This is a genomic window from Thermosynechococcus sp. GLH187, from assembly GCF_031583395.1.
Taxonomy (GTDB): domain Bacteria; phylum Cyanobacteriota; class Cyanobacteriia; order Thermosynechococcales; family Thermosynechococcaceae; genus Thermosynechococcus.
Map to the genome: position 1 here is coordinate 1,994,425 of NZ_CP134175.1, position 25,374 is coordinate 2,019,798.

17 protein-coding genes and 1 pseudogene are annotated in these 25,374 nt (G+C 52.4%); 10 read left to right on the forward strand and 8 right to left on the reverse strand.

What is annotated here, in order from left to right; all coding sequences use genetic code 11:
- The first annotated feature begins 346 nt into the window (after positions 1-346).
- Both RHI63_RS09825 and RHI63_RS09830 read left to right on the forward strand, forming a co-directional pair.
- Positions 347-2,272 carry a DICT sensory domain-containing protein gene (locus RHI63_RS09825; protein WP_206200007.1) on the forward strand — a complete coding sequence of 642 codons (1,926 nt, stop codon included), beginning with the start codon at positions 347-349 and terminating at the stop codon, positions 2,270-2,272.
- A 48-nt stretch (positions 2,273-2,320) separates the two neighbouring features.
- Entirely contained in the window at positions 2,321-3,046 is a 726-nt protein-coding gene (locus tag RHI63_RS09830) for a segregation/condensation protein A (RefSeq protein WP_310742979.1), read from the forward strand.
- On the opposite strand, the gene RHI63_RS09835 is transcribed toward RHI63_RS09830, so the two are convergent.
- Together RHI63_RS09835 and RHI63_RS09840 are read right to left on the reverse strand one after the other, a co-directional pair.
- Positions 3,043-3,894: an inositol monophosphatase family protein gene (locus RHI63_RS09835; protein WP_206200009.1), complete on the reverse strand. Its 852-nt coding sequence runs from the start codon at positions 3,892-3,894 to the stop codon at positions 3,043-3,045. The two genes, RHI63_RS09830 and RHI63_RS09835, sit on opposite strands and share 4 nt — an antisense overlap.
- 6 nt (positions 3,895-3,900) lie before the next feature.
- Positions 3,901-4,293 carry a 2Fe-2S iron-sulfur cluster binding domain-containing protein gene (locus RHI63_RS09840; RefSeq protein WP_225901556.1) on the reverse strand — a complete coding sequence of 131 codons (393 nt, stop codon included), beginning with the start codon at positions 4,291-4,293 and terminating at the stop codon, positions 3,901-3,903.
- Positions 4,294-4,434: 141 nt separating this feature from the next.
- Between RHI63_RS09840 and RHI63_RS09845 the strand changes: the two genes are divergently transcribed.
- Both RHI63_RS09845 and RHI63_RS09850 read left to right on the forward strand, forming a co-directional pair.
- A complete protein-coding gene (locus tag RHI63_RS09845) occupies positions 4,435-4,983 on the forward strand; it encodes a DUF1269 domain-containing protein (RefSeq protein WP_206200010.1) in 549 nt (182 codons plus the stop codon).
- Between the two features lie 231 nt (positions 4,984-5,214).
- A complete protein-coding gene (locus tag RHI63_RS09850) occupies positions 5,215-6,987 on the forward strand; it encodes a hypothetical protein (protein ID WP_206200011.1) in 1,773 nt (590 codons plus the stop codon).
- Between the two features lie 6 nt (positions 6,988-6,993).
- Here the strand turns inward: RHI63_RS09850 and RHI63_RS09855 are convergent, their stop codons facing one another.
- Complete coding sequence (locus RHI63_RS09855; protein WP_206200012.1) at positions 6,994-7,827, reverse strand: acyl-CoA desaturase; 834 nt, start codon at positions 7,825-7,827, stop codon at positions 6,994-6,996.
- Between the two features lie 702 nt (positions 7,828-8,529).
- Between RHI63_RS09855 and RHI63_RS09860 the strand changes: the two genes are divergently transcribed.
- From RHI63_RS09860 to ntcA, 4 genes and pseudogenes are all read left to right on the forward strand, one after another.
- A complete protein-coding gene (locus RHI63_RS09860; protein WP_206200013.1) occupies positions 8,530-11,256 on the forward strand; it encodes an MGH1-like glycoside hydrolase domain-containing protein in 2,727 nt (908 codons plus the stop codon).
- Positions 11,257-11,623: 367 nt separating this feature from the next.
- The gene (locus RHI63_RS09865; RefSeq protein WP_310821537.1) at positions 11,624-12,193 is read left to right on the forward strand and encodes a hypothetical protein; all 570 of its coding nucleotides are present in this window, start codon (positions 11,624-11,626) and stop codon (positions 12,191-12,193) included.
- Between the two features lie 6 nt (positions 12,194-12,199).
- A pseudogene (locus RHI63_RS09870) lies at positions 12,200-12,854 on the forward strand (DUF2834 domain-containing protein).
- Between the two features lie 174 nt (positions 12,855-13,028).
- Complete coding sequence (ntcA, locus tag RHI63_RS09875; protein ID WP_190278317.1) at positions 13,029-13,694, forward strand: global nitrogen regulator NtcA; 666 nt, start codon at positions 13,029-13,031, stop codon at positions 13,692-13,694.
- On the opposite strand, the gene RHI63_RS09880 is transcribed toward ntcA, so the two are convergent.
- Together RHI63_RS09880 and psb35 are read right to left on the reverse strand one after the other, a co-directional pair.
- Positions 13,691-15,307 (reverse strand): cyclic peptide export ABC transporter, encoded by a 1,617-nt coding sequence (locus RHI63_RS09880; protein WP_302678191.1) that lies wholly within the window; start codon positions 15,305-15,307, stop codon positions 13,691-13,693. The two genes, ntcA and RHI63_RS09880, sit on opposite strands and share 4 nt — an antisense overlap.
- Positions 15,304-15,534 carry a photosystem II assembly protein Psb35 gene (gene psb35, locus RHI63_RS09885; RefSeq protein WP_315862966.1) on the reverse strand — a complete coding sequence of 77 codons (231 nt, stop codon included), beginning with the start codon at positions 15,532-15,534 and terminating at the stop codon, positions 15,304-15,306. The genes RHI63_RS09880 and psb35 overlap by 4 nt, the downstream gene beginning before the upstream one ends.
- A 159-nt stretch (positions 15,535-15,693) precedes the next feature.
- Here psb35 and RHI63_RS09890 point away from each other — a divergent pair, with 159 nt between their 5' ends.
- Positions 15,694-17,037, forward strand: coding sequence for a TIGR03279 family radical SAM protein (locus RHI63_RS09890; RefSeq protein ID WP_302678192.1), 1,344 nt, complete (start codon positions 15,694-15,696; stop codon positions 17,035-17,037).
- Between the two features lie 64 nt (positions 17,038-17,101).
- Positions 17,102-18,064: a hydroxymethylbilane synthase gene (hemC, locus tag RHI63_RS09895; RefSeq protein WP_310821539.1), complete on the forward strand. Its 963-nt coding sequence runs from the start codon at positions 17,102-17,104 to the stop codon at positions 18,062-18,064.
- A 7-nt stretch (positions 18,065-18,071) separates the two neighbouring features.
- On the opposite strand, the gene RHI63_RS09900 is transcribed toward hemC, so the two are convergent.
- From RHI63_RS09900 to accD, 3 genes are all read right to left on the reverse strand, one after another.
- Positions 18,072-22,334, reverse strand: a complete 4,263-nt coding sequence (locus tag RHI63_RS09900) for a CHAT domain-containing protein (RefSeq protein WP_310821540.1) — start codon at positions 22,332-22,334, stop codon at positions 18,072-18,074.
- 113 nt (positions 22,335-22,447) lie between these two features.
- Positions 22,448-24,307, reverse strand: coding sequence for a serine/threonine phosphatase (locus RHI63_RS09905; protein WP_310821541.1), 1,860 nt, complete (start codon positions 24,305-24,307; stop codon positions 22,448-22,450).
- Positions 24,308-24,426: 119 nt separating this feature from the next.
- On the reverse strand, positions 24,427-25,350 hold the full coding sequence (accD, locus tag RHI63_RS09910) for an acetyl-CoA carboxylase, carboxyltransferase subunit beta (RefSeq protein WP_206200021.1): 924 nt from the start codon (positions 25,348-25,350) through the stop codon (positions 24,427-24,429).
- Positions 25,351-25,374 lie beyond the last annotated feature (24 nt).

Sequence of the window (25,374 nt, forward strand, 5' to 3'; positions counted from 1 at the left end):
CTTATTCTCTGAAACCCAACTTACTACACCCCTCTTGCTTTGCCATGGGTGTTTCCACGGAGCGCTTTTGGGAACACTGTAAGCAACCATTGCAATGATGAGGATTTTGTTGATCCCCGGTGCTAGAGGAGCTGATCTTTTGAGGTTTGCTTAAATATAGTATAGAAAACTACACATAAGCCCTGCCGATCAATAAAATTCTTAACAAAAGTTTAAGATTGAAGGTTCCAGCAATTCAGCCGTTGGTTGACTTAGGTACAGCCGCTCGAACTGAATTTCAATAGGTTCGCTGGTGCGGATTTGCCGATAATGGTACCGTAGGGCATCTTCTTATTCACACCCTTCCATGGCCAGCAGGATCATTGCCACATCTGTTCTTGAGGAGTTGTTGGCGCGGTTGCCTCGCTTGCGATCGCAACTGTACTTCAAGACATCGCTGACGGCGCTTTCCCATGCAATGGAGGATCAGGTTTTGGCCAATGAGGATGCGCCGATTATTATTGCCTGCTTTCAGCGGGAACGCTTTTATCGCCAAGAAGCCCATCGCTACCGCCGTATTGCCACCAAGTCCCACCACGTTTACGTTTTGGCTGCCCCGGAAACCGAGTTTAAGAACTGCTCGGGAGACTATGAAACGGTTGCCTTTGATCCCGCCGATGCCCTCAGTCAAGAATGGCATTTGACCGTCTTGGGCAAAAATTACAGCACTTGCTTGGTCTGCCGCGAAGTCCAGCGATCGCCTGCCCAGCGCTTGGATGTGTTGCCGCCGATGGATGCGGCGCGTCGTTTTGAGGGCATTTGGACCTTTGATCGGCAGGTGGCAGCGACAACCGCTGAAATCCTCCTCAACCGTATTCGGGAGTACCGCCCTGAACTGAAGGAGAAACTCAAGGAAGGTCTGGCATGGGTTGAGACCTATCGCCAAGTGGCGGGGTGCAATAGTGATCCTGCCCCCTTTGCCGATCGCCTAGTGACCTATCTCCAAGCTGGCCAGTACAAGCAAATCAAGGCCTACCGCCAAATTGCCATTCAAGAGCGCAAGGAACGCCTCACCAATGCAATTACCACGGCGATTCGCAACTCCCTTAATCCCACAGAAATTCTCACTCGTGCGGTGGCAGAACTAGGGGAAGCCCTCAAGGGCGATCGCTGTCTCATTTACCGTTGCCGCAGTACCGATACTCGCGTGCGCATTGAGCACGAGTACACCAGCGGTGCCCTACTGCCATTGCAGTACCAGTATTGGCCCGTGAGTGAACACCCCTACACCCAGCAGGCACTGGCGCATCAGCAGGTGATTCAGGTGGATGACGTAGCCGCCGATCCCCACTACGAGGCGACCCGTTTCAAACCCCTCGAGGCCGCCGGCGTCAAAGCCCTCCTACTGGCACCTGTTCTCTATCAAGGGCGGCTGTTGGGCATTGTTGAACTCCACCGAGGCGAACCGCTGCCGTGGCACGATATGGACGCAGAATTAGTGGAGGCGATCGCCACCCAAGTGGGGGTTGCCCTGATTCAGGCGGAGGCCTACGCAGATCTGGAGGAACTCAACGCGCAACTGGAGGCCTTAGATCGCACCCGCAGTAATCTCATTGCAATTACGGGTCATGAACTGCGCACGCCCCTTTCGACTATTCAAGTCTGCCTCGAAAGTCTAGCGAGTGAACCCGATATGGATCCAGAACTGCGGCAGGTGATGTTGAGTACGGCTCTCGCTGATGCCGAGCGCATGCGGAAACTGATTCAGGACTTCCTCACCCTCTCGCAGTTGGAAAGTGGCCGGGTGCAGTGGCGACCGGAACCCCTCCCCCTCCAAGAACTGGTGGACCTAGCCCTCAGTAGTCTGCGCACCCCCAAGGATCAACTACCGACCATTCGCACAGTCTTGCCCAAGGAATTGCCCTTGATCCGAGCAGATGGCGAATGGCTAGTGGAGGTGCTCTCGAAGCTACTCGATAATGCCTGCAAGTTTACGGAACAGTCGGGTCAGGTTTCCATTGCTGCCAAGCCTCGTCCCGATGGTCTATTGGAAGTGACGGTTGCCGATACGGGGCGCGGTATTGAGCCGGATCGCTTGGAAACGATTTTTGATCGCTTTTATCAGGAGGAGGGAGCACTGCGGCGCTCTGCGGGTGGGACGGGCTTGGGTCTCGCGATCTGTCGCCAGATCATTACCAATTTGGGGGGGCAAATTTGGGCGGAGTCGGCGGGGCGCGATCGCGGTAGTGAGTTTCACTTTACGATTCCCATTGCTGAGCCTTTTTCTGGATAGGGGCTGCCAAGCCTCCTAAGATAGACAACAACGAGTGGGCAGCCAACCATGAGCCAATCCTTTGCCGATACCGCGATTGACATTTTGATTGACTTGGCTGAGCGGGGGGAAATTGACCCTTGGGATATTCAAGTGATTGAGGTCTTCGATCGCTGTTTGGCGGAGTTGACACGGCGGGGGGAACCCAATCTCAGTGAATCAGGGCAGGCCTTTTTGTATGCAGCGATGCTGGTGCTCCTGAAGAGCGATCGCCTAGTTGCAGTTGCTGAACCGATGCCCGAGGAAACAGAATTCCCAGAACCGCCAGAGATCAGTGAAAACCAGTCCTTTGTGGTCTTGCCCCATGCCCTAGAGCAGCATTTGCATCGTCGCCCCGTGGCTCCCCCCCAACAACGGCGCCGCGTCACCCTTGAGGAATTGATTGCCCACCTGAAAACCATGGCAGTTCAGAACGACCGTGCAAAGGTGCTGCGGCCGCATCAACCGCGGCGGCGTCGCTGTCCCACAACCCTCAAGGCAATTACCCAACTGGCGCACCAAGAAAACCTGACGGAGATAGCTAATGAAGTAGAAAGTCTCCTCGGAGAAATGGCTCCCGAAGGGACATGGCTAGACTTCCAAGTGCTACTGCAGCGCAAACCCGATCCTGTGGGGGTCTTTTGGGCGCTGCTATTCCTCGCTGCCCAGTCTAAGGTGGATCTCCAACAAACGAATTTCTATCAACCCCTACAGGTACGGACGTGTTTAGCTGAAGCGATACGCCTAGAGGCCTAACCTCCCTCTGGCAGAAACGAAAAGCCCAAGGGTTTTACCCGCAGGAGTGCCTCACTCAGGGCAGTGTGGAGATACCCATTCGTCGCTAAAATCCGCCCTGATGTCAGTTGAAAAGGGGATTGATCGTAGGCAGTGACGACGCCCCCAGCTTCACGAACAAGGACTACACCAGCGGCCAAGTCCCAAGGGGAGAGACCCCGTTCCCAATAACCATCAAGGCGACCACAGGCAATGTAGGCCAAGTCAATGGCTGCCGCTCCGCCCCGCCGTACCCCTTGGCTGAGATGGGTGAGATAGCAAAATTCCGCATAGTTGTTGTCTTCGGTTTCACGGCGATCGTAGGCAAAGCCCGTGACCAAAAGGCTATGACTCAGTTCTGCGGTGGTGGAAACCTGAATGGGCTGGCGATCGCGGGTGGCACCGAGGCCTGTAGCAGCCCGAAACAGTTCGCGATGAAAGGGATCATAGACGACACCAATGTGGGGTTCTCCCTCTACTAAGAGAGCCACCGATACCGCACTAAAGGGGTATTGATGGGCATAGTTGGTGGTGCCATCCAGAGGATCAATCGCCCACAGAAATGGATTATCCTTCAGTCCCGAAAGACCCGATTCCTCCGCGAGCACCGCATGGTCTGGACAATGGCGATGAATGACATCCAGTACCGCTGCTTCTGACTGGCGATCGGCCACCGTGACGAGGTCACCAGAGCGCCCCTTTTCCTCAATCTCACTCAGTTTGCCCCAATAGTGCTGCAGGACAGCGCCCCCCGCCAAGGCTGCCTCCGTGGCAATTTCTAAATAGCGCTGTCGCTCACTCGCCGGCAGTGGGCAACTCACAGCTGTCATGGATCACTAGTCCTCATCGAGGGGCAGCCCCAGCTGTACCCGTCCCTTGCCAAAGTAGCGGCCAAATTGCAGCTCATAGACCTCATCTTCATCTTGGGTTTCTACCTCAAGGTCAGAGCGGGCATAGCTGACACACAAGAGGGCATAGCCTTGGGCTTGCAGGGCGGGGGAGAGTCCCATGGCTTCAGGTTGATAGACATGGCCAGAGAGAATGCGCACGGCACAGGTAGTACAGGCACCGTTACGACAGGAAAAGGGCAACTCAAGGCCTTGGCTCTCAGCGTATTGCAGGATATAGCGATCGCTCGGAACAGTAATTGTGTACGTCCGCGTGGGTGGATCCCCCGGCTTGAGGGGACGCACGTGAATGGTCACAGTGTAGGTTTGTGGCGTGCTCATGGTCTCGCTATCTTACCGTGAAAAGGGCTGTCAAAGACCTTGCTTCGTCCCTTAGCTACAATACCGCAATCCCAACCTGCTAATGACAATGCTAGGGTAGGAGCGGTTCTATGGCCCACATTCGTAGGGAGACCTAAAGTTATGAGTACCTTAGTGGTCATTGCGTTTGATGATGAGTACAAGGCGAACGAAGTATTAATCCAGCTATTAAAACTCCAGCGTGAGCATCTCATTGACCTTGAGGACGCGGCTGTTGTCGTGCGCACCAAAGATGGCAAGGTTAAAATCAACCAGACTCAGGATTTGACCCTCCAGGGGGCCCTTGGCGGTGGCTTTTGGGGGCTGCTCATTGGTCTATTGTTCTTCAATCCCCTCTTGGGCTGGGCTGCGGGTCTTGTGGCCGGGGCGATTTCCGGCAAATTTACCGATATTGGCATTGACGATAATTTCATCAAGGAATTGGGACAAACCATTGCCCCCGGCAGCTCGGCCATCTTTACGTTGGTGCGTCAAGCCACACCCGACAAAGTCCTTGAGGAAATTGCTCCCTTTGGCGGTAAAGTCCTGCGCACCTCCCTGTCAAAAGAGGATGAAGCCAAGTTGCAAGAAGCCCTTAACCGAGGCAATCTGGCCTCCCAATCGCCTGCCCCGAGCGAAGCGACAACCCCCAGTGAAACGGCGAACAGTTAGTTTGTTGAGTTTGTCTTGGGTCTAGCTCTCGCTCTAAATTGATTAGGATAATTTTGAAAGGCTCGGCCATTCCCTAGGTACAGCCCTTTTCCCAAGGATGGAACCCAGGCAACACTGCGCAAGTGAGTGTCGGGAACATTTCAGTTCCTTAACGCCTAAGAAAAGGGCTGTCACTGGGCATTGTGCTCACAGTTAGGGATGCCAATAGGGAGTGTTGGGGAGTGGGAGACGGTGCAGGATCAAACTAAATCAACCGCAGTGATCGCGATCTTAAAACGCTTTGGTGGGCGATCGCGCCAACTCAATCGTCTAGTCCCCCTTGTCCAAAAGCAGTGGTATGCCTGCTTACCTTGGTTGCAACACTGGCAAGTGGTGGCCAGCCTCTCCCTCCTCACCTCCGTCGGGATTTCCGGGCTATCCCTGTGGCTGCTGCTGCGGCAACCGACGACTCCCGGCAATTGTGATTTTGTCCTTTGGCCTTTGGCATCGGCCTCCTTTCGCCTCTACTGCGCCCAACAAGCGGCGGAGCGACACACCCTTGAAGATTTGCTCCATGCCATTGATCTCATTGATGACTTGCCTCGCGATCATCCCCTTGCCCCTGAGATTAATCGCCGCCTAGAAGCGTGGTCAGATCAGGTTTTGGCCTTGGCAGAGGTAGCCTTTCATGAGGGGCAATTACATCGGGCGATCGCCTTTGCGCGGTGGATTCCTCGGGATGTCCAAGCCTATACCAAGGTGGAAGAACGCATTCAACGCTGGCAGGAAATTTGGCAAGAGGGGGAGAGCATCTACCAGCGCGCCGAAGCCGCCCTAAAAAACCTCGAATGGCGAGAAGCTTTTCAAATCTCGCTCCAGTTGCAATTTGTTGCCTGTCGTTATTGGGCACAGGATCAGTTTGGCGCCTTTAATGAGCGGATTATCCGTGCCCAACGGGAAGATCGGCAGTTGGATGAAGCCCGTGCCCTCGTGGCACAGGGGGGAGCCGATAACTTGGCCGCTGCCATTGCAATTGTGCGGCGAATTCCCCCCACCAGTGATATTTATCCCGGTGCGCGGCGATTGCTCAATGAGTTGGGTGAACAGTTACTTGCATCAGCAGTGGCGGCTCTGAATCGCTATGACCCCCAAGAGGCAAGGCGCATTGCTGGTTTAATTCCCCGTGATGTCAGGAGTGCCCGCAGCGCTGAGGATGTAGCCAAGCTAGCCGCAGCGGAAGAATTTGCTCAAGCGGGGATGGGACAGGACATTGATCGAGCCATTGCCCAAGCGCGGACGATTACGGCAGAACGCCCCCTCTACTTTGAAGCCCAGCAGGCCATTCGGCGCTGGCAAACAGATTTGCAGGTACTGCGAACCCTCGCAGAAGCGCAAGCCATTGCCCGTGGCGGCACGCTGGATCACCTCTACCTTGCCCTCAACCGCCTCAACATTCCTTTGGCGGACGCGAGTCCCTACCGCCAAGACCAAATCCGCGATCAGCGACGGCTGTGGCAACGTCAAATCGAGATTGCTGAGGATCAACCCCTGATCGATCAGGCCAACGCCCTTGCCCGCCAAGGCACCCCTGAAGCCCTGCTGCAAGCCCGCCAACTCCTTGAGCGAATTCGTCCCCAGCGTGCCCTCTATGAAACGGCTCAAAATCGCCTCAAAGAACTCTTTCCCCCCGTGGCAACGGAAGCAGTGAGCTGGCAGCTTGATCCGGAGATGGCTCGCCTGAATGAAGCCCAGCGCCGTGCTCGAGGGGGGCGCGATCGCGACTTTGCTGCTGCCATTGCCATTGCCCAAGAAATCTCCCCCAACTCCAGTGTCTATGCCACCGCCAACCAGTTGATTGTGCAGTGGGGCAATAATATCTTGGAGCAGGCGCGCTATTGGGTGGGGCGGGACAACCAGCAGGCGATCGCCACCGCCGAACTCATCCCCCCCACGCATCCCCTCTACCCAGAGGCGAGGGAATTGATCCGCATTTGGCAAGAAGCGGAACCCCAGTACCCCTTTTAAGGGCTTTTACTGATTCGTGGGGGCTTCCACGAGCCGCACCTTTTGGGCCAGACCAATCGCTTGCAATGCCCGAATCGTGATCCACGTAATATCAAATTCCCACCATTGCAGACCGTGACGTGCCGAATGGGGGTAGGTGTGGTGGTTGTTGTGCCAGCCTTCGCCAAACGTCAGCAGGGCAACCCACCAACAATTTGTGGAGCGATCGCCCGATTCAAAGGTGCGGTAGCCAAATTTATGGGTGGCACTATTGACAAACCAAGTGAGGTGATACACCAGCACAAGGCGGACAAAGATGCCCCAGACCACAAAGGGCAGTCCCCCCCACAGATACAGCAAGACCCCTAAAACCACTTGAATGGGCACAAAGTACTGATTCAAAAAGCGATACACCGGATCAGTGTTAATGTCCTTGGTGAGGCGTTCTACCTCTGCCTTGGCGGGCACTTCTTGGAGCATCCAACCCATGTGCGACCACCAAAACCCCTTTTGGGAATTGTGCTGATCCAGTTCTTGATCGGAGTGGAGGTGGTGATTACGGTGGAGGCCAACCCATTCAATAATTCCACCCTCACAGGCCAAGCTGCCGCAAAAGCCAAAAAAGTATTCCAGCCATTTCGGGCACTGGAAACTGCGATGGGTGATCAGGCGATGCCAGCCTAGGGTGATGCCAAGGCCTCCAGACACCCAATAGAGAACAACACACAACAGCACAGCCGGCCAAGAAAACAGCCCCGGTACCAATGCCAGCAACGCTCCCAAATGCACAATGCCCATAAAAAAAATCACCCCCCAATTGGGACGCAGGGGGCGCGCAGGCAACGAAGAAACAGATGTCATAAAACTCTCGAACAAATTGACAAACTCACAGGGGAGTTGAGCCCTGTAGGCTGCTCCCTTAGAGCAAAGATGGTTACGACTGCTTTTTACCTAGATGCCTAGAGAAATGGCTTCCTAAACAATCTACGTTTAACGAGCAAACAACCAACCCTTACTTTCATCGTAGCAGAGATTGGAGAAGACTTGACCTCCTCCCCGGCCTGAAAGCCGCAGATTCCTACGACGGGGATGACTGCGCAATCGTTTCGGCGGGTTCTAACCGCTGCTTGTATCTTGCCGGCATGCCCTGCCGTAGGCCACCTTGGGTTTCAGTGGCAATACCATGATTAGGATGCCGCCGCCATCCGCACTATCCTTCGCCGCCGACATGAATGCCGGGGCTTGCCGCGCATCAGGTCAAGCAAAATCTGGGTCGGGTACTACCTCTTTCACGAAGACGCTCAACACTGCGACAACTCCTACTGTAGCGGATTGGATTCCCAGATGTCCCCCTAGTTCAGGAAAGGGCTATATCTGCCCTAGCAGATTACTAAGCCTTAATGTTTCCTTTCTTGGAGTTTAGGATATTTTGCTTATACTCAAAATCTATGAGCTTAAGCTCTTTATCTCTTTTTATTTTTTTTATTTATAAGAGTTTTCGCTTAAGTTCATATAAGTTTGTAGGCCTTTATGGAATTTTTGAGATAACAAGCGAGGTTAAAAATGGCTTCTCCTGTCAATCCTGAACTGGAACGACTCAATCAAGTTCATGGCCAAGCCAACCCTTGGAAATTTTGGGGACCTTACTTGAGCGAGCGGCAGTGGGGCACTGTACGGGAAGACTATTCCGCCGACGGCAATGCTTGGGAGTATTTTTCCCATGATCAAGCGCGATCGCGCGCCTACCGTTGGGGTGAAGATGGCCTCGGTGGCATTTGTGATGCACAGCAACGGCTTTGTTTTGCCTTGGCTCTTTGGAATGGCAACGATCCAATTCTCAAGGAACGGCTTTTTGGCTTAACCAACAATGAAGGCAATCATGGGGAGGACGTTAAAGAGTATTACTTTTACCTCGACAGTACGCCCACCCATTCCTACATGAAATACCTCTACAAGTATCCCCAAGCTGCCTATCCCTACATTGATCTGGTGATGACCAACCGCCACCGCAGCCGCTTTGAAATGGAGTATGAACTCTTGGATACAGGGGTCTTTGAGGGCGATCGCTACTTTGATGTCTTCATCGAATATGCCAAAGCGGCTCCCAATGACATTTTGATTCAAATCAGCATTCACAATCGCGGCAACGAAGCTGCCCATTTGCACGTTCTGCCCACCCTCTGGTACCGCAATACGTGGAGTTGGACACCGGACAAGGTTCTCGCCAAACCAGAACTGAAGCAAATGGATGCGACACTGGTGCGGGCACGCCATGGGGAGCTAGGAGAGTATGAATTTGTGAGCGATCGCCCGGTGCCCTTCCTCTTCACCGAGAATGAAACCAACTTTGAGCGGCTCTTTGGCCAGCCCAATGCCTCGCCCTACGTTAAGGATGCCTTTCACCGCTACCTGATCAATGGTGAGCAAAATGCCGTCAACCCCGACAAAGTCGGCACCAAGGTGGCTGCCCACTATCAAGTCACAGTTGCCGCCCAAGGGGTTGAGATCATTCAACTACGCCTAGCATCTGCCAAAAGTAGCCCCCTCAGCTTTGGCAATGCCTTTAGCGATCGCCTCAACCAAGCCCGCACCGAAGCGGATCTCTTCTTTGATCACCTCATCCCCAGTGACTGCACGGCTGATCAGCGCAATGTGGTTCGTCAAGCCTTTGCCGGCATGATGTGGACAAAGCAGTACTACTACTACCCTGTCAAGCAGTGGCTGGAAGATAAAGCGCTGCCCCCCGATGTGGAAGAGCGCATCGTTACCCGCAACAAATCGTGGTTCCACCTTGAAAGCGCCGACATTATCTCCATGCCCGACAAGTGGGAATATCCTTGGTTTGCCGCTTGGGACTTGGCCTTCCACTGCTCGCCCTTAGCTCTGATGGATATCGACTTCGCCAAAGAGCAGCTTAAGCTGATGGTGAATGAACTGTATCTGCACCCCAACGGTCAAATTCCCGCCTACGAATGGAACTTTGGTGATGTGAATCCGCCTGTGCATGGGATTGCCACGTGGCAAATCTATCTCTTGGACAAAGCCATGAAAAAAGGCGAAGGCGATTTGGCTTTCCTTGAGAGTGTCTTCCACAAGCTCATGCTCAACTTTACGTGGTGGGTCAACCGCAAAGATTCCCTCGGCAACAACGTCATGGAGGGTGGCTTCCTTGGTTTAGACAATATTGGCGTCTTTGATCGCAGTGCGCCCCTACCCACGGGTGGTGTTCTTGAGCAGGCGGATGGTACGGCTTGGGTGGCAATGTTTGCCCTCGATATGCTCTCTATGGCGCTGGAGCTAGCACAGCACAATCCCGTTTATGAGGATATTGCCTGCAAATTCTATGAGCACTTCGTTTACATTGCCGGAGCGATGGATCGCATTGGTGTCCAGAAAGATGAACTCTGGGATGACAAAGATGGCTTTTACTATGACCTGCTGCGACTGCCCGATGGTCGTGCCCAGCGCCTGAAGGTACGCTCGATGGTGGGATTGCTGCCCCTGTGTGCCACTGCCATTTTCTCGGAAGAGTTGCTGGACTCCCTACCCACCTTTAGGGAACGCATTGCTGCCTTTAATGCCCGCCACCCTGAGCTTTTGGCCAACATTAACCCCATCGATCGCCCGGGTGTAAAAAAACGGCGGTTGCTCTCGCCCGTCAACGAGGCCAAACTACGGCGGATTCTCACCCGCATGTTGGATGAGAGTGAATTCCTCAGTGACTATGGCATCCGTGCCCTCTCCCGCTACCACTACGATCACCCCTATATTTTCCAACTCGGCCGCGAGGCCTATCGCGTTAGCTATGAACCCGGTGAATCCACCACCGGCCTCTTTGGCGGTAACTCCAACTGGCGTGGCCCCATTTGGATGCCCGTGAATGCCCTTTTGGTGCAAGCCCTCCGCAAAATGTATGGCTATTACGGCAACGAGTTTACGGTGGAATGCCCCACCGGTTCAGGCCGCTGGCTCAACCTCTGGGAGGTCTCGGCAGAAATTGCCCGCCGCTTGGCCAGTATCTTCCTCAAGGATGAATCGGGGCGGCGACCGGTCTATGGTGGCACCGAAAAATTCCAAAGCGATCCCCACTGGCGTGATCTAATTCTGTTTTATGAATACTTCCATGGGGATAATGGCGCAGGACTAGGTGCGAGTCACCAAACCGGCTGGACGGGTCTGATTGCACGGATCATCATGGGACTCAATGTTCTCGACGCCGATGAGGTACTGGAGAAAGGACACTTGGCTGTGGTCTCGAAACGCTTAGCGGAGTTGGTCAGCGCCAGCTAGCACCTGATTAAGGCTGAAGCGTATTGTGATAGGGGGGCGATCGCCCCCTTTTTTAGGTCAAGACTTGGCCACCCCCACAAAAATCTAAAACTCGGTAATCCTAGCTGATTTTAGTTCTATTAAATTTGCCAACGCACAAGTAAATTTCCGTGAAATTACTGGCAAAAAAGTACCCCTTGTCTCCTACCTTGATAAATAGACAGGAGGAATGAACTGACTTTTGTCTGAAGTGAGTTTTTACTGCTGCTAAAATTTGCTGCAGTAAGTGTAATGTTTACATTTTGCAATACAGCAGGAGACATGTTAAGCTGATTTACAAAAGTTTACATTCCGTCTGTGTTCCACATTGGCTTGATTTGAGGTTCAGATGATGTCGCTCACACCCATGACCCGCTATTACATTCGCCGTCTCCTTGCAAAGCGTGCTGAATCCCTTGGGTTGACCGTAAGTGGTGCCGAAAGTGACAGTCAAGCCTTTGCCGATCAATTGGCACGCCTAGAATCCTTGGCGGCAACTAAGTTGGCAGAAATTGATCTCATTGTGCGGATGCACCAAACCCTGAGCCGCAACGGCCAAACCTACAATAGCTACCTCGCCAATCTGGAACAAAAACTCTTTGCCCTCATGGGTCTGGGGGGACAGCCTCGCGAAGAACTGACAGACATTACCCTGCCGCAGCTTGAAGAAACAAAAGGCGCCGCAGCAAAAGCCCTCACCTTAGCGGAAGTGCTAGAACACTTTAACAAAATTGGCGACAATGATGGTCGTGTGGTTTGTCAATCGTACCAGTCCACCCGCGATGTGTTTCTCAGTGAGGAGCAGCTAGAGCACTTGCAAGGTTGGCTAGAGGCCTTTATCCGCCAGTGCCAGCGAGTGCTGCCGCAATTTACGAAGCAACTGCAAAAAGCGGGGGTACCCGAAACGGTTTTAGCTTAGGGCGGTATGCGGATTTTCTTTGCGGTTCTGTGGCTGGGATTGATTGTCTATAGCTTTGGTTTTGCCCCCCCCGATCAACCGCAAACACTGACACTTATTCAACGGCTAGCAACGGGAGACTGGCAAGGCATTAACCCCCTCATTGTCAGTCTTTTTAATTTGATGGGCGTCTGGCCACTGATTTATACCGCATTACTGGTGGTGGATGGTCAAGAACAGCGATTTCCCGCGTGGCCATTTGCGGCTTTTAGTTTTGCTGTGGGTGCGTTTGCCCTGTTACCTTACTTCATCCTGCGCCAGCCAGCACCGATCTTCAGCGGAGAACTCAATCGGGGGGTACGCCTCTGGGAATCACGGCTCACTGCCGTTGTCATTGGTTTATTGGCTATGGGCTTTCTTGGCTATGGCTTGGTCGGCGGCGATTGGCCAGACTTTTGGCAGCAGTGGCAAACCAGCCGCTTTATTCATGTGATGAGCCTAGACTTTTGCCTCCTGTCGTTGCTCTTGCCGGTGCTACTAGGTGCTACTAGTGGATGACTGGCAACGGCGAGGGCTGGAAAAGTCACCGTGGCGCTGGTGGAGCCTTGTCCCCCTCTTAGGAGCATTAGGGTACTTGCTTTTGCGTCCGCCCTTAATTCTCTCGAAAAAAAGTGTGGCATGATACAAAAAAATGCCCCTGAATTGGTTTTACTAATCTGTCAATGCTGAACTCTTCACCCAGAGCAAGATTCGCTGGCGTTGAGAGAGTTGCATTGTTGGGGGGATATCAATGCCGACAGCACCCTATGCGATCGCCACACCACCAGTTAAACCACCTTGGATTGACACACGACTCATGAACAAAGATCAACCCTTAGCACCCGTCTTTCGCCACATGGCCAGTGGCCTGTTTCCATCCACCACTGAAACTTATGAACGCGGCAAAACCATTTTCTTTCCGGGGGATCCGGCGGAAAAGGTCTATTTTCTCCTCAAGGGGGCAGTGAAGCTCTCACGGGTGTATGAAGCGGGTGAGGAAATTACGGTGGCACTGCTGCGGGAAAATACCGTATTTGGGGTGCTGTCCCTGATTACGGGCACCCGCTCCGATCGCTTTTACCATGCGGTGGCGTTTACGAATGTGGAGCTATTGGCCGTTCCCATCGAACAGGTGGAAAAGGCGATGCACGAGGATCCCGATTTGCCGATGTTTATGATTCAGGGGCTGTCATCGCGGATCCTGCAAACGGAGATGATGATCGAGACCCTTGCCCACCGCGATATGGGATCCCGCTTGGTGAGCTTTTTGCTGATTCTTTGCCGTGATTTTGGGATTCCCACGAGTGCGGGAGTCACTGTGGATTTGAAGCTTTCCCATCAGGCGATCGCCGAGGCCATTGGTTCGACACGGGTAACCGTAACTCGCCTTCTCGGGGAACTTCGGGATCAAAAAATGATCTCAATTCACAAAAAGAAAATCACGGTGCATAACCCCTTGATGCTCAGTCAGCAGTTTACCTAGGTCACGAGTTGGCCATAGTCGAGTTTGATCAGGCGATCGGCCACGTCAAAGTAGCGATCGTCATGGCTAATCACAAACACCGTTTTGCCCTGAGCCTTTAGCTCGGGTAGGAGTTGGCGGTAGAAAATCTCCCGAAACACAGGATCTTGATCCGCTGCCCATTCATCAAAGAGGTAGGCGGGGCGATCGTCGAGATAGGCCATCAACAACCCCAAACGCTTGCGCTCCCCTTGGGAAAGAGATGTCGTAGAGAAGCGGTTACCTTCTAGGCAAACTTTGTGGCTCAAGCGCAATTTTTCGAGGTAACTTGGCACTTCTGCAAGGCGTTCGGGGCACTCAATGCCCAACAGTGACTCAAAAAGATAAAAGTCACTAAAAACAGTGGCAAAGTGTTGGCGATACCATTCGTAGTCCTCAGGCTGCAAACAGTGATCATCCACCCAAATTTCTCCCTGATCGGGAATGTACAGGCCAGTAATAATTTTTGCTAGGGTGGATTTACCGCTGCCATTGCCACCGACAATAAAAAGGAGTTCCCCAGCCTGCACGGTCAAACTCAAAGGGCCGAGGGTAAAGGTCGCAGGTTCATCCTCGTGGCCACTGCGGTACTGATGACAGATCTGCCGCAGAGAGAGGGTTTTCCAGCCAAGGGGAGGGAGTTCGCCTGTATCGTTGAGGTTTTGGTGCGGATCTCCAAGGCTGAGTTGCAAAGATTCCACTTTTTTCAGGGCAACCCTAGCACGGCTAAAGACAGGAATCGCATCAATCAGCTGCTGCATCGGCAGCATGAGGTAAATGATCGTCAGAACATACCCTGAGAGAACTGTGGGTGTGGCTCCTAGCAAATGGGGCAGCGTAAAGAGAAAGAAGCCAATGGTGACAAACAGCAGCAACTGCCCCCAACTGGCAGCAATGGCAAAGACCATGTACCCTAGCTCGTTTTGCTGCCGTGTTTTCTGAGCCGTGGGTTCCAATTCCCGATAAAAGAAGGCCAACCGCCGTTGCCGATTGAGCTTGAGTTCTTTGTTGCCCTCGGTGAGTGTCCGAAAGTGTTGAAAAAGGTGATCCTGTTGCTGCCGTGCCCGCTCTAGGAATTTGCGTGCTCTGCCCGCTAGAAACAAGTAGCTGCCAGTACCAACGACAATCAAGCCCACAAGGGCAAAAAAGAGGGGCGGCGACAACCAACCCATGTAAATCAGGCAGCCAATAACAATGGCAATGGCATTAAAAAGATTGGGCAGGACGGAAAAGGAACGGGAAACGGCATCCACGTCCTCTGTCAGTGTCGCAAGGAGTTGCGGATTGCCAATGGCTTCTAACTGGCGTAGGGGTGAAGCGAGAATCTGGCGGCTGAGGAAGAGGCGCATTTCATAAACCGCCTGTTGGGCAGCCCGCACCAGGAGCACTTGAGAGCTAAAGTGGGTCAGCAGTAGGAGGGTTCCGAGGAGAATAAATCCCCAAGGTAAGAGGCGCTGGAGGGCAGGGGTTTTCTGCAGGGCGGCATTCATCAGGGCAATGAGCGCAGCCGTACTGCCACCGTTGAGAAGTCCAGCGATCGCTGCCGCAACAATCGTCGGCCAAGCCGCCCGTAAAAGAATCCGAAAGAGCTTCACGAATCTGTTGTCTCATCAGGGGTGGGATTGGACTCAGACTCTTCGAGATTCAACTTGGGAATAAAACTGGGGCGATCGGCATTTTCCCAACCGGGGGGACGCTTCGAGTTGTACCATGCAATGAGGCCAATGCTCACGGCCGCCACAAGACCCAGCAGCAATACCCCATAAAAGGGGACAAAGTTACCTGCACCAACGGTAAAGCTAATCCCCAATGACCCCATCATCGTCCTCGTTAACATTTTTTAGAAATATGTAGAACACCACTATATCAACCCTATGGTTGCTTTGAGAATCCTGAGAGTTGGAAGCGGCTGTGCTGCCTAAGGTACAGTACAAGATAAAGAAGTTTTGCTGACTGTCCCCCCACTTTTCAACAATCAACCATGAGCGATCGCGCCCTTCGCCCGGCTGTTGTGGCTGCTGTGGAACCCGGCTCCATTGCCGCTGAGTTGGGATTTGAACCCGGTGATGCGTTGGTGGCCATTAATGGCGATCGCCCCCGCGATTTGATTGATTATCGGTTTCTCTGTGCCGAGGAATACCTCACCCTAGAAGTGCTAGGGAAAGACGGCCAAACCTATGTTCTCGAAATTGAAAAAGACATTGATCAAGATTTAGGACTGGAGTTTACCACCGCCCTCTTCGATGGGTTGATGCAGTGCAACAATCGCTGCCCCTTTTGTTTTATTGATCAGCAGCCCCCCGGCAAACGGGAAAGCCTCTACGCCAAAGATGACGACTACCGCCTCAGCTTCCTCTACGGCAGCTACATTACCCTGACGAACCTGCTTCCCTCAGAATGGCAGCGCATTGCCCGCTTGCGCCTTTCCCCCCTCTATGTCTCTGTCCATGCCACAGTAGCCAGTGTTCGCCAACGCCTACTGAAAAATCCACGGGCGGGGGAAATTCTGCAACAGATGCGCTGGTTTCAAGAGCAACGGCTGCAACTCCATGCCCAAGTGGTTGTCTGTCCGGGGATTAATGACGGCGAGTGCCTTGAGCAAACACTGCGGGATTTAGCCCAGTTCTATGATCCTGAATGGCCAACCGTGCTTTCAGTGGCAGTGGTGCCGGTGGGGCTGACTCGCTTTCGCCCTGCTGAGGATGAACTGATTCCCGTCACCCCTGATCACGCCCAAGCGGTGATTCAACGGGTACAGGCACTCCAACAGCGGTTTGAACAGCAGTGGCAAACCCCCTTTGCTTGGCTAGCAGATGAATGGTTCTTGATTGCCGGATCGCCCTTACCCCCCGCCGCCCACTATCAGGACTATCCGCAACTCAGTAATGGCGTGGGAACGATTCGCCTGTTTTTAGAAGAGTTTGAGCTTCACGCCCAACAGCTTCCCCAACGCTTACCGCAGCCGCGTCATCTGAGTTGGGTGGTGGGTAATACCGTGGAACAGGCCTTTGCACCCTTGGTGGCTCGCCTTAACCAAATTGAGAACCTGCGCCTTGATCTCTATGCCCTTGCTAGCGACTATTGGGGACAGCAGATGTCCGTGACAGGGCTATTAACCGGCCATGATTTGATCTATCACCTGAAGGGCAAACCCTTGGGCGATCGCCTGCTTCTGCCCAGTCTGATGCTCAAGCACGATGAACCCGTTTTTCTCGATGATGTGTCTTTAGCCACTGTGGAGGAAGCGCTAGGGGTCCCCATTCAAGTGGTCTCTGGTGGCGCGGCAGCGATTATTGCTGCTTGTACTCACCCCGAAAATGCCTGATCTTGCCCCTTGGGATCCCCGCAACCTATAATGGCTGGATGCTGTCCGCTGCACACTCAACCCTATGATTGCCACCTCCTCCCGCCCGGTTCGCATTGGTTCCCGCAAAAGTCAACTGGCGCTTGTGCAAACGGAATGGGTACAGGCGCAGTTACAAGCCCATCATCGCGATCGCGCCTTTGAGGTGGTGACCATGACCACCCAAGGAGACAATATCCTTGATGTCGCCCTTGCCAAAATTGGCGATAAAGGCCTCTTTACCAAAGAGCTAGAACTTTCAATGCTGCGGGGTGAGACCGATTTGGCCGTTCACTCCCTCAAGGACTTACCCACCAAGTTGCCCGCTGGTTTAGTTTTAGGTGCGATTACTGAGCGGGAAGACCCAGCAGATGCCCTTGTTTTAGGTGCAAAATGGACAGGACACACCATTGATACCCTACCTGAAGGCACGGTCATTGGTACTTCGTCACTGCGTCGCTTGGCACAGTTGCGCCACCACTACCCCCATCTCACGTTTAAGGATGTGCGGGGCAATCTAAATACTCGCTTGGCCAAATTAGATGCTGGGGAATACGATGCCTTGATTTTGGCGGTAGCTGGTCTGCGGCGTTTGGGCTTTGGCGATCGCATTAGCCAAGTCTTACCCGCAACAGTCTCCCTTTATGCCGTGGGTCAGGGCGCCTTGGGCATTGAATGCCGCGCCGACGATGCTGACATTTTAGCCTTGGTCAAGACCCTTGAACATCCAGAAACAGCAGCCCGTTGCCTAGCAGAGCGAGCCTTCCTACGGCAATTGGAAGGGGGCTGTCAAGTGCCCATTGGGGTGCATACGGTGATTGAGAATGGTCAACTCACCCTCACAGGCTTAGTAGCGAGTCTCGATGGCCAGCGCCTTGTCAAAGACAGTCTCACAGGGGAGCCTGCCAGTGCAGAAGAACTAGGAACGCAGCTTGCCCTGAAACTCCGTGAACAGGGTGCGTCAGAGATTTTGGAAGAGATTTTTGCTACTGCCCGTCTCGAGCGTTAGTTTATCCCTACCATGGAACCCCTACCATGGTAAAGGCAGCCCAGTAGTAGGGATGATCGAGGGAACGACCACCAGCCCCTTGGGTAACTTCTGGGGGTAACGGGATGCGGCCACGAATTGTTTGCAGTTCATTGTCCTGGATGCGAATATTGCCGCGCAGCATCGCTAGCTGCGCTTGCCGTAGCGCCTCGGCCTTAATGGGTACCGTATTTAACAAATCGTAGAAAGTGGTCATCAACGCCAACGTCCCCTCATCGCTGACATACCACAAACTGGCCAGCACCGACTTCGCCCCCGCCTGTACCGCCAGACCCGCAAACCCCAGTTCTGCATCCAAATCTCCAACCGCCGTGCGGCAGGCACTGAGGGTCAAAAATTCTGCTTGGGGACGGTTAATCTGTAAGCCTTGGAACTGCAAAAGATTCAATCGCCCATCCCTAAAAGCAATGTAGGAATTTTCTGCAGCCCCCGGTTGAAACTCAGCGTGAGTGGCCAAATGGATCACGGGATAGATTCCTTGACGGCGCTGTTGTCTAAAATTAGCAATTGTAAAGGCCTCATTGAGAAAGGCTTGGCCTCCTCCTAGGTTTTTAACAACCTGTGCTACCTCTAGGGGTGCCATCGGCAAGGGGGACTGATCTGGGAATTCCGATGCTCCCATTGCCAAGATGGGTTCCCGTTGAATACTGCGGTAGCGAATATCTATGAGCCTTATACTGGGAACCAGCGCCGTACTAAATTGCTCTACAAGAAAGTTTTGACCATCATGGAGCGCTGCCAAGGGAAGGCTACGCATACCACTGTCTAGAACAAAGACCAGTGTATCAATGCTCTGGGCATTCAAGTTAGCACGCAAGGGGGCAATCAACCATTGGTAAAGCTGTTGTGCCGCCGGTAGATAAGTACGGGTATTGATCAGGCGTGGATCACGCACCCTGTTAGTCAAAGTATCCACTGTTTTCAATAACTGTTCACGTCCCACGTTCTGTAGGGGTGTATAAAGCGGCCTCCCCTCTGGGGTAACCAAGATGAGATCAAATTGGTCAGGCCGGGCTAGGGTATAAATGACCGCTGGCTTTTTACCTGTTTGCTTGGCAATTTCATTGAGGGCTGCCTGTAAATCCTCAAGGGAGAAATCTTGCCTATCACAAGTACGTTGTAGGTAACTGCTGACTTCTTGACAGCCCCGTAGATCGAGTAACGCCAGCGCACCCTCAATGTTATTGCTAGCTAGGGCAGTCTCGATATCTCTAGTCAAGAGAATTTCAGGGGGAGCGGTGGGTACTTTAAGGGGATCTGAGATGGCTGGTGTAGGGGGTTCTAACAGAGGATTGATTTTTTCAGAAGGAACGAAGCTCCTATCGGCAACATTTTGACCTGTATTTTCAAAACGAATATTTCCGACCTCCACAAGACCTGAAAGCGTTGTAGGTACAGGAATAATCGATCCCTCGGCTTGAATTGCCCCTGCAGTTCCATTCTTTTCGGAATTGCCCACTAAAAATGGAGTAGCATTGTTGATAAAGATATTCACTGAGTCACCCCATATCGTGGTAGGTACACCATTGGAAACAAACGTACCCAAGCCACGCAGTGAATTTTGCGCATAAATATCAACACCGCCCGCCCCAGCATTAATCCAGTTGAAAACTAGATTGCCGCCCCTTAGGTTGACATCCCCACCACCAGTCGTCAAATGACCCAGCGTTAAGTTGCCGCTGGGTATTGTCTGGAGATTAGTGAATAGATCAGGCAGTGTTAAATCATCATCCGGAATTGGATCAATCGTACCTCTAGAGGTTGGAATAGGGAAATCACCAGTCCAAGCTAAGAAGTTACCACCGTTGGTGAAGATATCACCCGTCGTAATCGTAGGCGCAAACAGTGTGACATTGCCACCACTGCCAGCTGTATTGATATTACCTATTGTTAAAGCACCCCTGTAGGCAACAGCAGCCAAATCACCCCCGCGAGTCGTGATATTGCCAGTTGTTATGTCAGTTATGGAATCAAGATAAACAAAACCACCGTTGCTGTTGATATTGCCAGTTGAAATACCCCCGATTTCTGAAAAGACTGCGATCGCTCCGCCTGCACTGATTAGGTTGCCGAGAGTGATGTCATTAAAAGCAACTACGCCGACAGTACCACTACTTTGAGTTACTTGCAAATTACCAGCAGTAATATTAGATGCCGAGTCTAGACTAATACCTGAACTAGTGGTGACATTGTTCAGCTGAATATTACTAAGAGCATTGATGCTTAGACTTGCAGTGTTGATTGTTCCTAAAACTACGGTTTGACCTGTTGAGTCAATATTCAAAGAATGATTGCCATTGATATTGCCATTGAATGTAATATTTTTCCCTGAAAAGCTCGTTGAGTTCAGTAGAGCTGTGTTACCACTGAATTGAATGCTGCCTGCAGATGCATTAACTAAACCTCCAAGGGAAATCGTACCCCCACTACTCTGTAGATTAATACTTCCACCTGATGTACTGAGAACATTGCCACTAGAAGGAAGGAAGATATTGCCACTAGCTTGGAGGGTGATATTAGCGCCATTAGTTTGTATGGGAGCATTGGCACTAATGTTTGCTGCACTGATATTAATTGGATTATTGAAGGATGATTGATTTCGAATCACTCCCTCTGCTTGTAATACCAAGCTCCCCTGAAGCGAGATGGGGTAGCCGATGATGATATCATTATCAGCCTGTAGCGTGAGTGAGTTTGTCGAGCTGCTGGAAATTGAGGTTTCTACATAGATATTCCCAGTAGTTAGCGCCGTACTGTCTGTTGTTATGACAACGTCTGTGGAATTGAGTGCTGATAACAGCGTTCCTATAGTTAACATAGAAAATGAATGAGAGTTTGATAGTGCTTTAAAGGGCGAAGAGGAAGTAATGTTGACATCATGCATGCTGTCAGTGATGTATATGTCTGTCGGATCAAGTAATAATGTTCCTGTGTTGCCATTTAGGGCAGTGGTATCGACTGTGCCTTGAAAATCTAGAAACTGTTTGCCAGAAACTTCGACAAAGCCGCCATCTCCCCCAAGCGCACCGCCACGGCTACTGATCTGGCCATAGAAACGTGTGTTGTGCTCTGCCCAATTGATAATTGTGCCCCCGTTGCCCTGATGGGTGGCATCAGCATTCAAAAGAGTACCGGCATTAACAAAAAGGTTTTGCGCATTGAAGCTACTGCCTAGCCGGCCAGTTCCTGTTGTTCCCCCTAAATAGTCACCACCAATGAGAATTGTGCCGCCCCCTGTATTACCCGCAGCATTCAGTTGAGCATTAATCAGAGCAATATTACTGCCTTGGCCAGCAATGGTGATTTTACCCCCGGCGCCGGTGGTATGACTCACATCAATCGTGCCGCCAATGACTGCTGTATTTGTGGTTAGGGGAATCTTGGTACTGTCGTGAACCAAATGAATCGTGCCATCTGGATTTTGAATCACGCTATTGACGGCAGGATAGCCATTACCCCCTGTGAGTAACGTCGGGAGATCAATTGGCTGAATAATGCCTGCGGCGGGCAATCGCTCTTTGGGAATCTCTAGACTGAGGAGCATGCCCTCTTGGGAAATGCGCACCAGACCTGATTCAGGTACCGCCACAACATTGACCGTGCCCCCCGTTGCGCCAAGGGTACCTGTATTGATCACCTGATGCGCCATCAGGGTCAGGGATTGACCAGCATTCACCCTAAGATTGCCTTCATTAATTAGGATGCCTCTATTGGCCAATTCAAAGCCAATCGGGGAGCCATTGAGTTGGCTGTAGGTGTTTGAACCATTGAGATCAAAGAGGCCATTGCCAAAGTGAACGCGCTGGGCTGTCGAGGCATGGAATGCCGCTGGTAGATTCAACTGCGCATTCGGACCAAAAACAATACCTGCAGGATTTAGGAGGTAGAGATGACTGTTTCCGCCTGTAACTTGCAGCACGCCGTTGATATAACTAGCACTGCCACCATTGACGCCAGCAAGAATGTTGCGAATTTGCGGGGTAGAAAGAAAGTTGGCGGTTTGCCCCTGCTGGACGTTGAAATCACGAAACAGGTGAAAAAGGTTTTGGCCATCGGCAGAACGTTGTCCGCCCCCAATGTTGAACTGATGGTTGACGGTTTCTACGGTGGTGCCAGTGGCATTGGGAGCGGGGGTAATTTCAGCAAGGGCGGGTGTACCAAGAAAAGAGGTCAAGCTAGTCAGGATCACCCAGCTGTAGGGCAACACTTTTGTTAAGCATTGAGAATTCATATGACGTTATGTAAAAAAAAACTTGCTAATGAGGATAGTTTTATCCTCAGGGACTATTTTAAGTGTGATCAAGGCAATGTGCCACTTGGTAAAGTGTCTGCTGCGGGTACTGTCTAAAATAGGGCATTAAGAACAGAGCGCAATTTGAAGCGGAGGGCGATCGCTGTTAGGTTGTCGTGGCCGTTGACTTGATTTCCAATATCAATGAGTTTATGAAGCGACTGATTGAGGGGGAGACTAAAATCCAGCATTGGCAGCAAATGGCTAATAATGTGGGTTTCGAGGCAGCGGTTATCGGAAAGGCCATCGGAGCAAAGCAGAATCAGGGTGTCTTCTTCGATGTCCAAGTCTATAACCTCAGGGGCAATGGCTTCATTGCTGCGGGGGCCAAGGGCTTGGGTGAGTTGATAGGCATCGGGACGACCGTAGGCAATTTCAGGCTCTACCCCTTGTTGAATCAGGCGTTGACCGACTTCGTGATCAATGGTGAGTTGTTGCAGTCCTTGGCGTTTGGTGAAGCGGTAAATGCGACTATCACCGACATGGCCAAGGCGTAGGTGGTAGTTATGCAGTAGAGCCATGACAAGCGTGGTCCCCATGCGACCACTGCCGGTTTTCCCTTTTTGATCATTAGTGGCAAAAATGACTTCATTGGCACGGTAAATAGCGTTGCGTACTTCCTCCGCACTCGGCAGTTCTCCCTGCCACGGCCAAGTCTGCTCGAAGTATTCATGAACAGTTTTAGTGGCAAGGGAACTGGCAATTTCACCTTCTGCATGCCCCCCCATGCCGTCACAGAGCACGTATAGTCCCTGGACATCCAACTGCTGCCCTTGGGGGGTGAGACGCACTTGCTGCCGATGATCAATCAGGTAAAAATCCTCGTTGTGGTGGCGATCGCGCCCGGTGTCTGTCTGGGCAGCAACATCCACTTGAACCAGTTGTCGCGGTAAGAGGGCAGTGGGTGCATCCTCAATAGCGGTATGGTCCTCTTCTGGTGATTCTGATGAGAGGGTGATGTCTGGCAGTTCATTAATCAAGTCACCCGTACTTTCACCTGTCTCCTCCTCAAAGTCTGGCAGGGGTTCACTGCGCAGGGTGGAGGCGAGAGAGTCGAGCAACATCTGAATTTCTGAGATTTTCTCCAGAGGAGCCGTGCTCAAGGAGACCAAGAGCGGCATAAAAACGGCTTGACGACGACTAGAGGCATGGCGAAATAACTCTTCCCAAACAGTAATGAGGCTGGGGGGTGGCGTGGGTCGCTCAAAGGTTTTCACTAAGGGAAAGGTGAAGTCCAGTTGATGCAGCCGCAATTGATCGTCAGGGTTGACGGCTAAATTCCTAACTGTGAGCAAGGAATAATGGCAGTGCCACGGTTCTAGAGTCTTCCACAGCTCAATCATGTCCTCTAGGTATTGGAAAATTTGCTCATCGGAAATGTTGTCGTCTTGCCAGACATCTTGCAGAGGGCGCGCTGTGTGATCGTAGTCGAGAATAATGCCGTGGCAGTAGTTGGCCGGTAAGTTGCTTGTGGAAACGGTATCTAGCCACGCATCGTGAATGGCTGGAATGGTTTCGGGATAGACAAGGTGCAAGGCAAGGTAGGCGATCGCCACCGCACTGAGGTCAGGGTATTGAGCTTGCAAATGGGGAATGACCACACTGGGGTCGAGAATGTTTAACCCCTGTGCCCAATCCTGAGCCGTTTCGCGGAGGGCTTCTAAGAGCGTCGGTTCCTCAGGCTGTAGATCCTGTACCAGTTGGGGCAAATCACAGGCGTAACGGTGATCCCAGCGTTGGTAGCGGTGCTGTGGGTCAAAAAAAGCGGCGGCATTGGGAGGATTGGTGTCCTGCTCAAACACAGTTCCCTCAGAGTTACGGTTGGAGACAGCCAAAATGGGGTGATCGGTATAGGCAGGATAGAGAACGCCCCACCAAAGTTTGAGGTTTTGATCAGTTTGAGCGGTAGGCATTAGAGCAGGTGAGCCAGCAAAGACAGCACAGTGACGACCACCCCTTGCGGTGTGGGAGCGGTATCCCCTATTGTATAGCGATCGCCCTAGGACAACCCTTGATCTGGGGGTTGCTGCTGTTATTCCTCAGCCATTGCCATCACAGGAAATGATTTGGGCAGCAGGGTCGAGGAAACATGACGCGTCACCGGTTGATGTAACCGAATTAACTGTGCCAAAGTTGACTTCAGGTGAGTCCGCGGCACAATCACATCCACAAAGCCGCATTTCTGGACAAATTCGGCGGTTTGGAAGTCATCGGGAAGTTTTTCCCGCAGCGTTTGCTCAATAACCCGCCGCCCCGCAAAGGCGATCGTTGCTTTTGGCTCGGCAATGATAATATCCCCTAACATGGCAAAGCTAGCCGTCACGCCCCCAGCAGTGGGATGGGTCAAGACGGGGATATAAAGCAGACCTGCACTGCGATGCCGTTCGAGAGCAGCAGCCGTTTTCGCCATTTGCACCAAGCTGAGCATCCCTTCTTGCATGCGGGCACCGCCAGAGGCACAGACAATCACAAGGGGAATCTGCTCCCAAGTGGCTCGTTCAATCAGGCGCGTGATTTTCTCGCCGACCACGCTGCCCATGCTACCGCCCATGAAGGCAAAGTCCATCACCCCCAAGGCAACTGGCAGACCCTCGAGTTGGCCGAGGCCGGTTTGCACGGCATCCTTGAGACCGGTTTTCTCTTGATATTCCCGCAGGCGATCGCTATAGGGCTTGCGATCCTTGAATTGTAAGGGGTCACAACTGACCAAATTTTCATCGAGGGGGCGCCATGTGTGGGGGTCAATCAGTTGTTGGATACGCTCACTACTGCTGACGCGATGGTGATGGCCGCACTCTGGGCACACCAGTTGATGGCTATGCAGATCCTTGCTGTAGATCATGACGCCACAGGCTTCGCACTTTGTCCAGAGACCATCAGCGATCTCCCGCTCTGGCTGCATGGGGGTCAAGGCGGTTTCTTTACGGCGATTTGCAAACCAATCAAATAAAGACATTGTAGAAAATTCCCTTTAACGTTG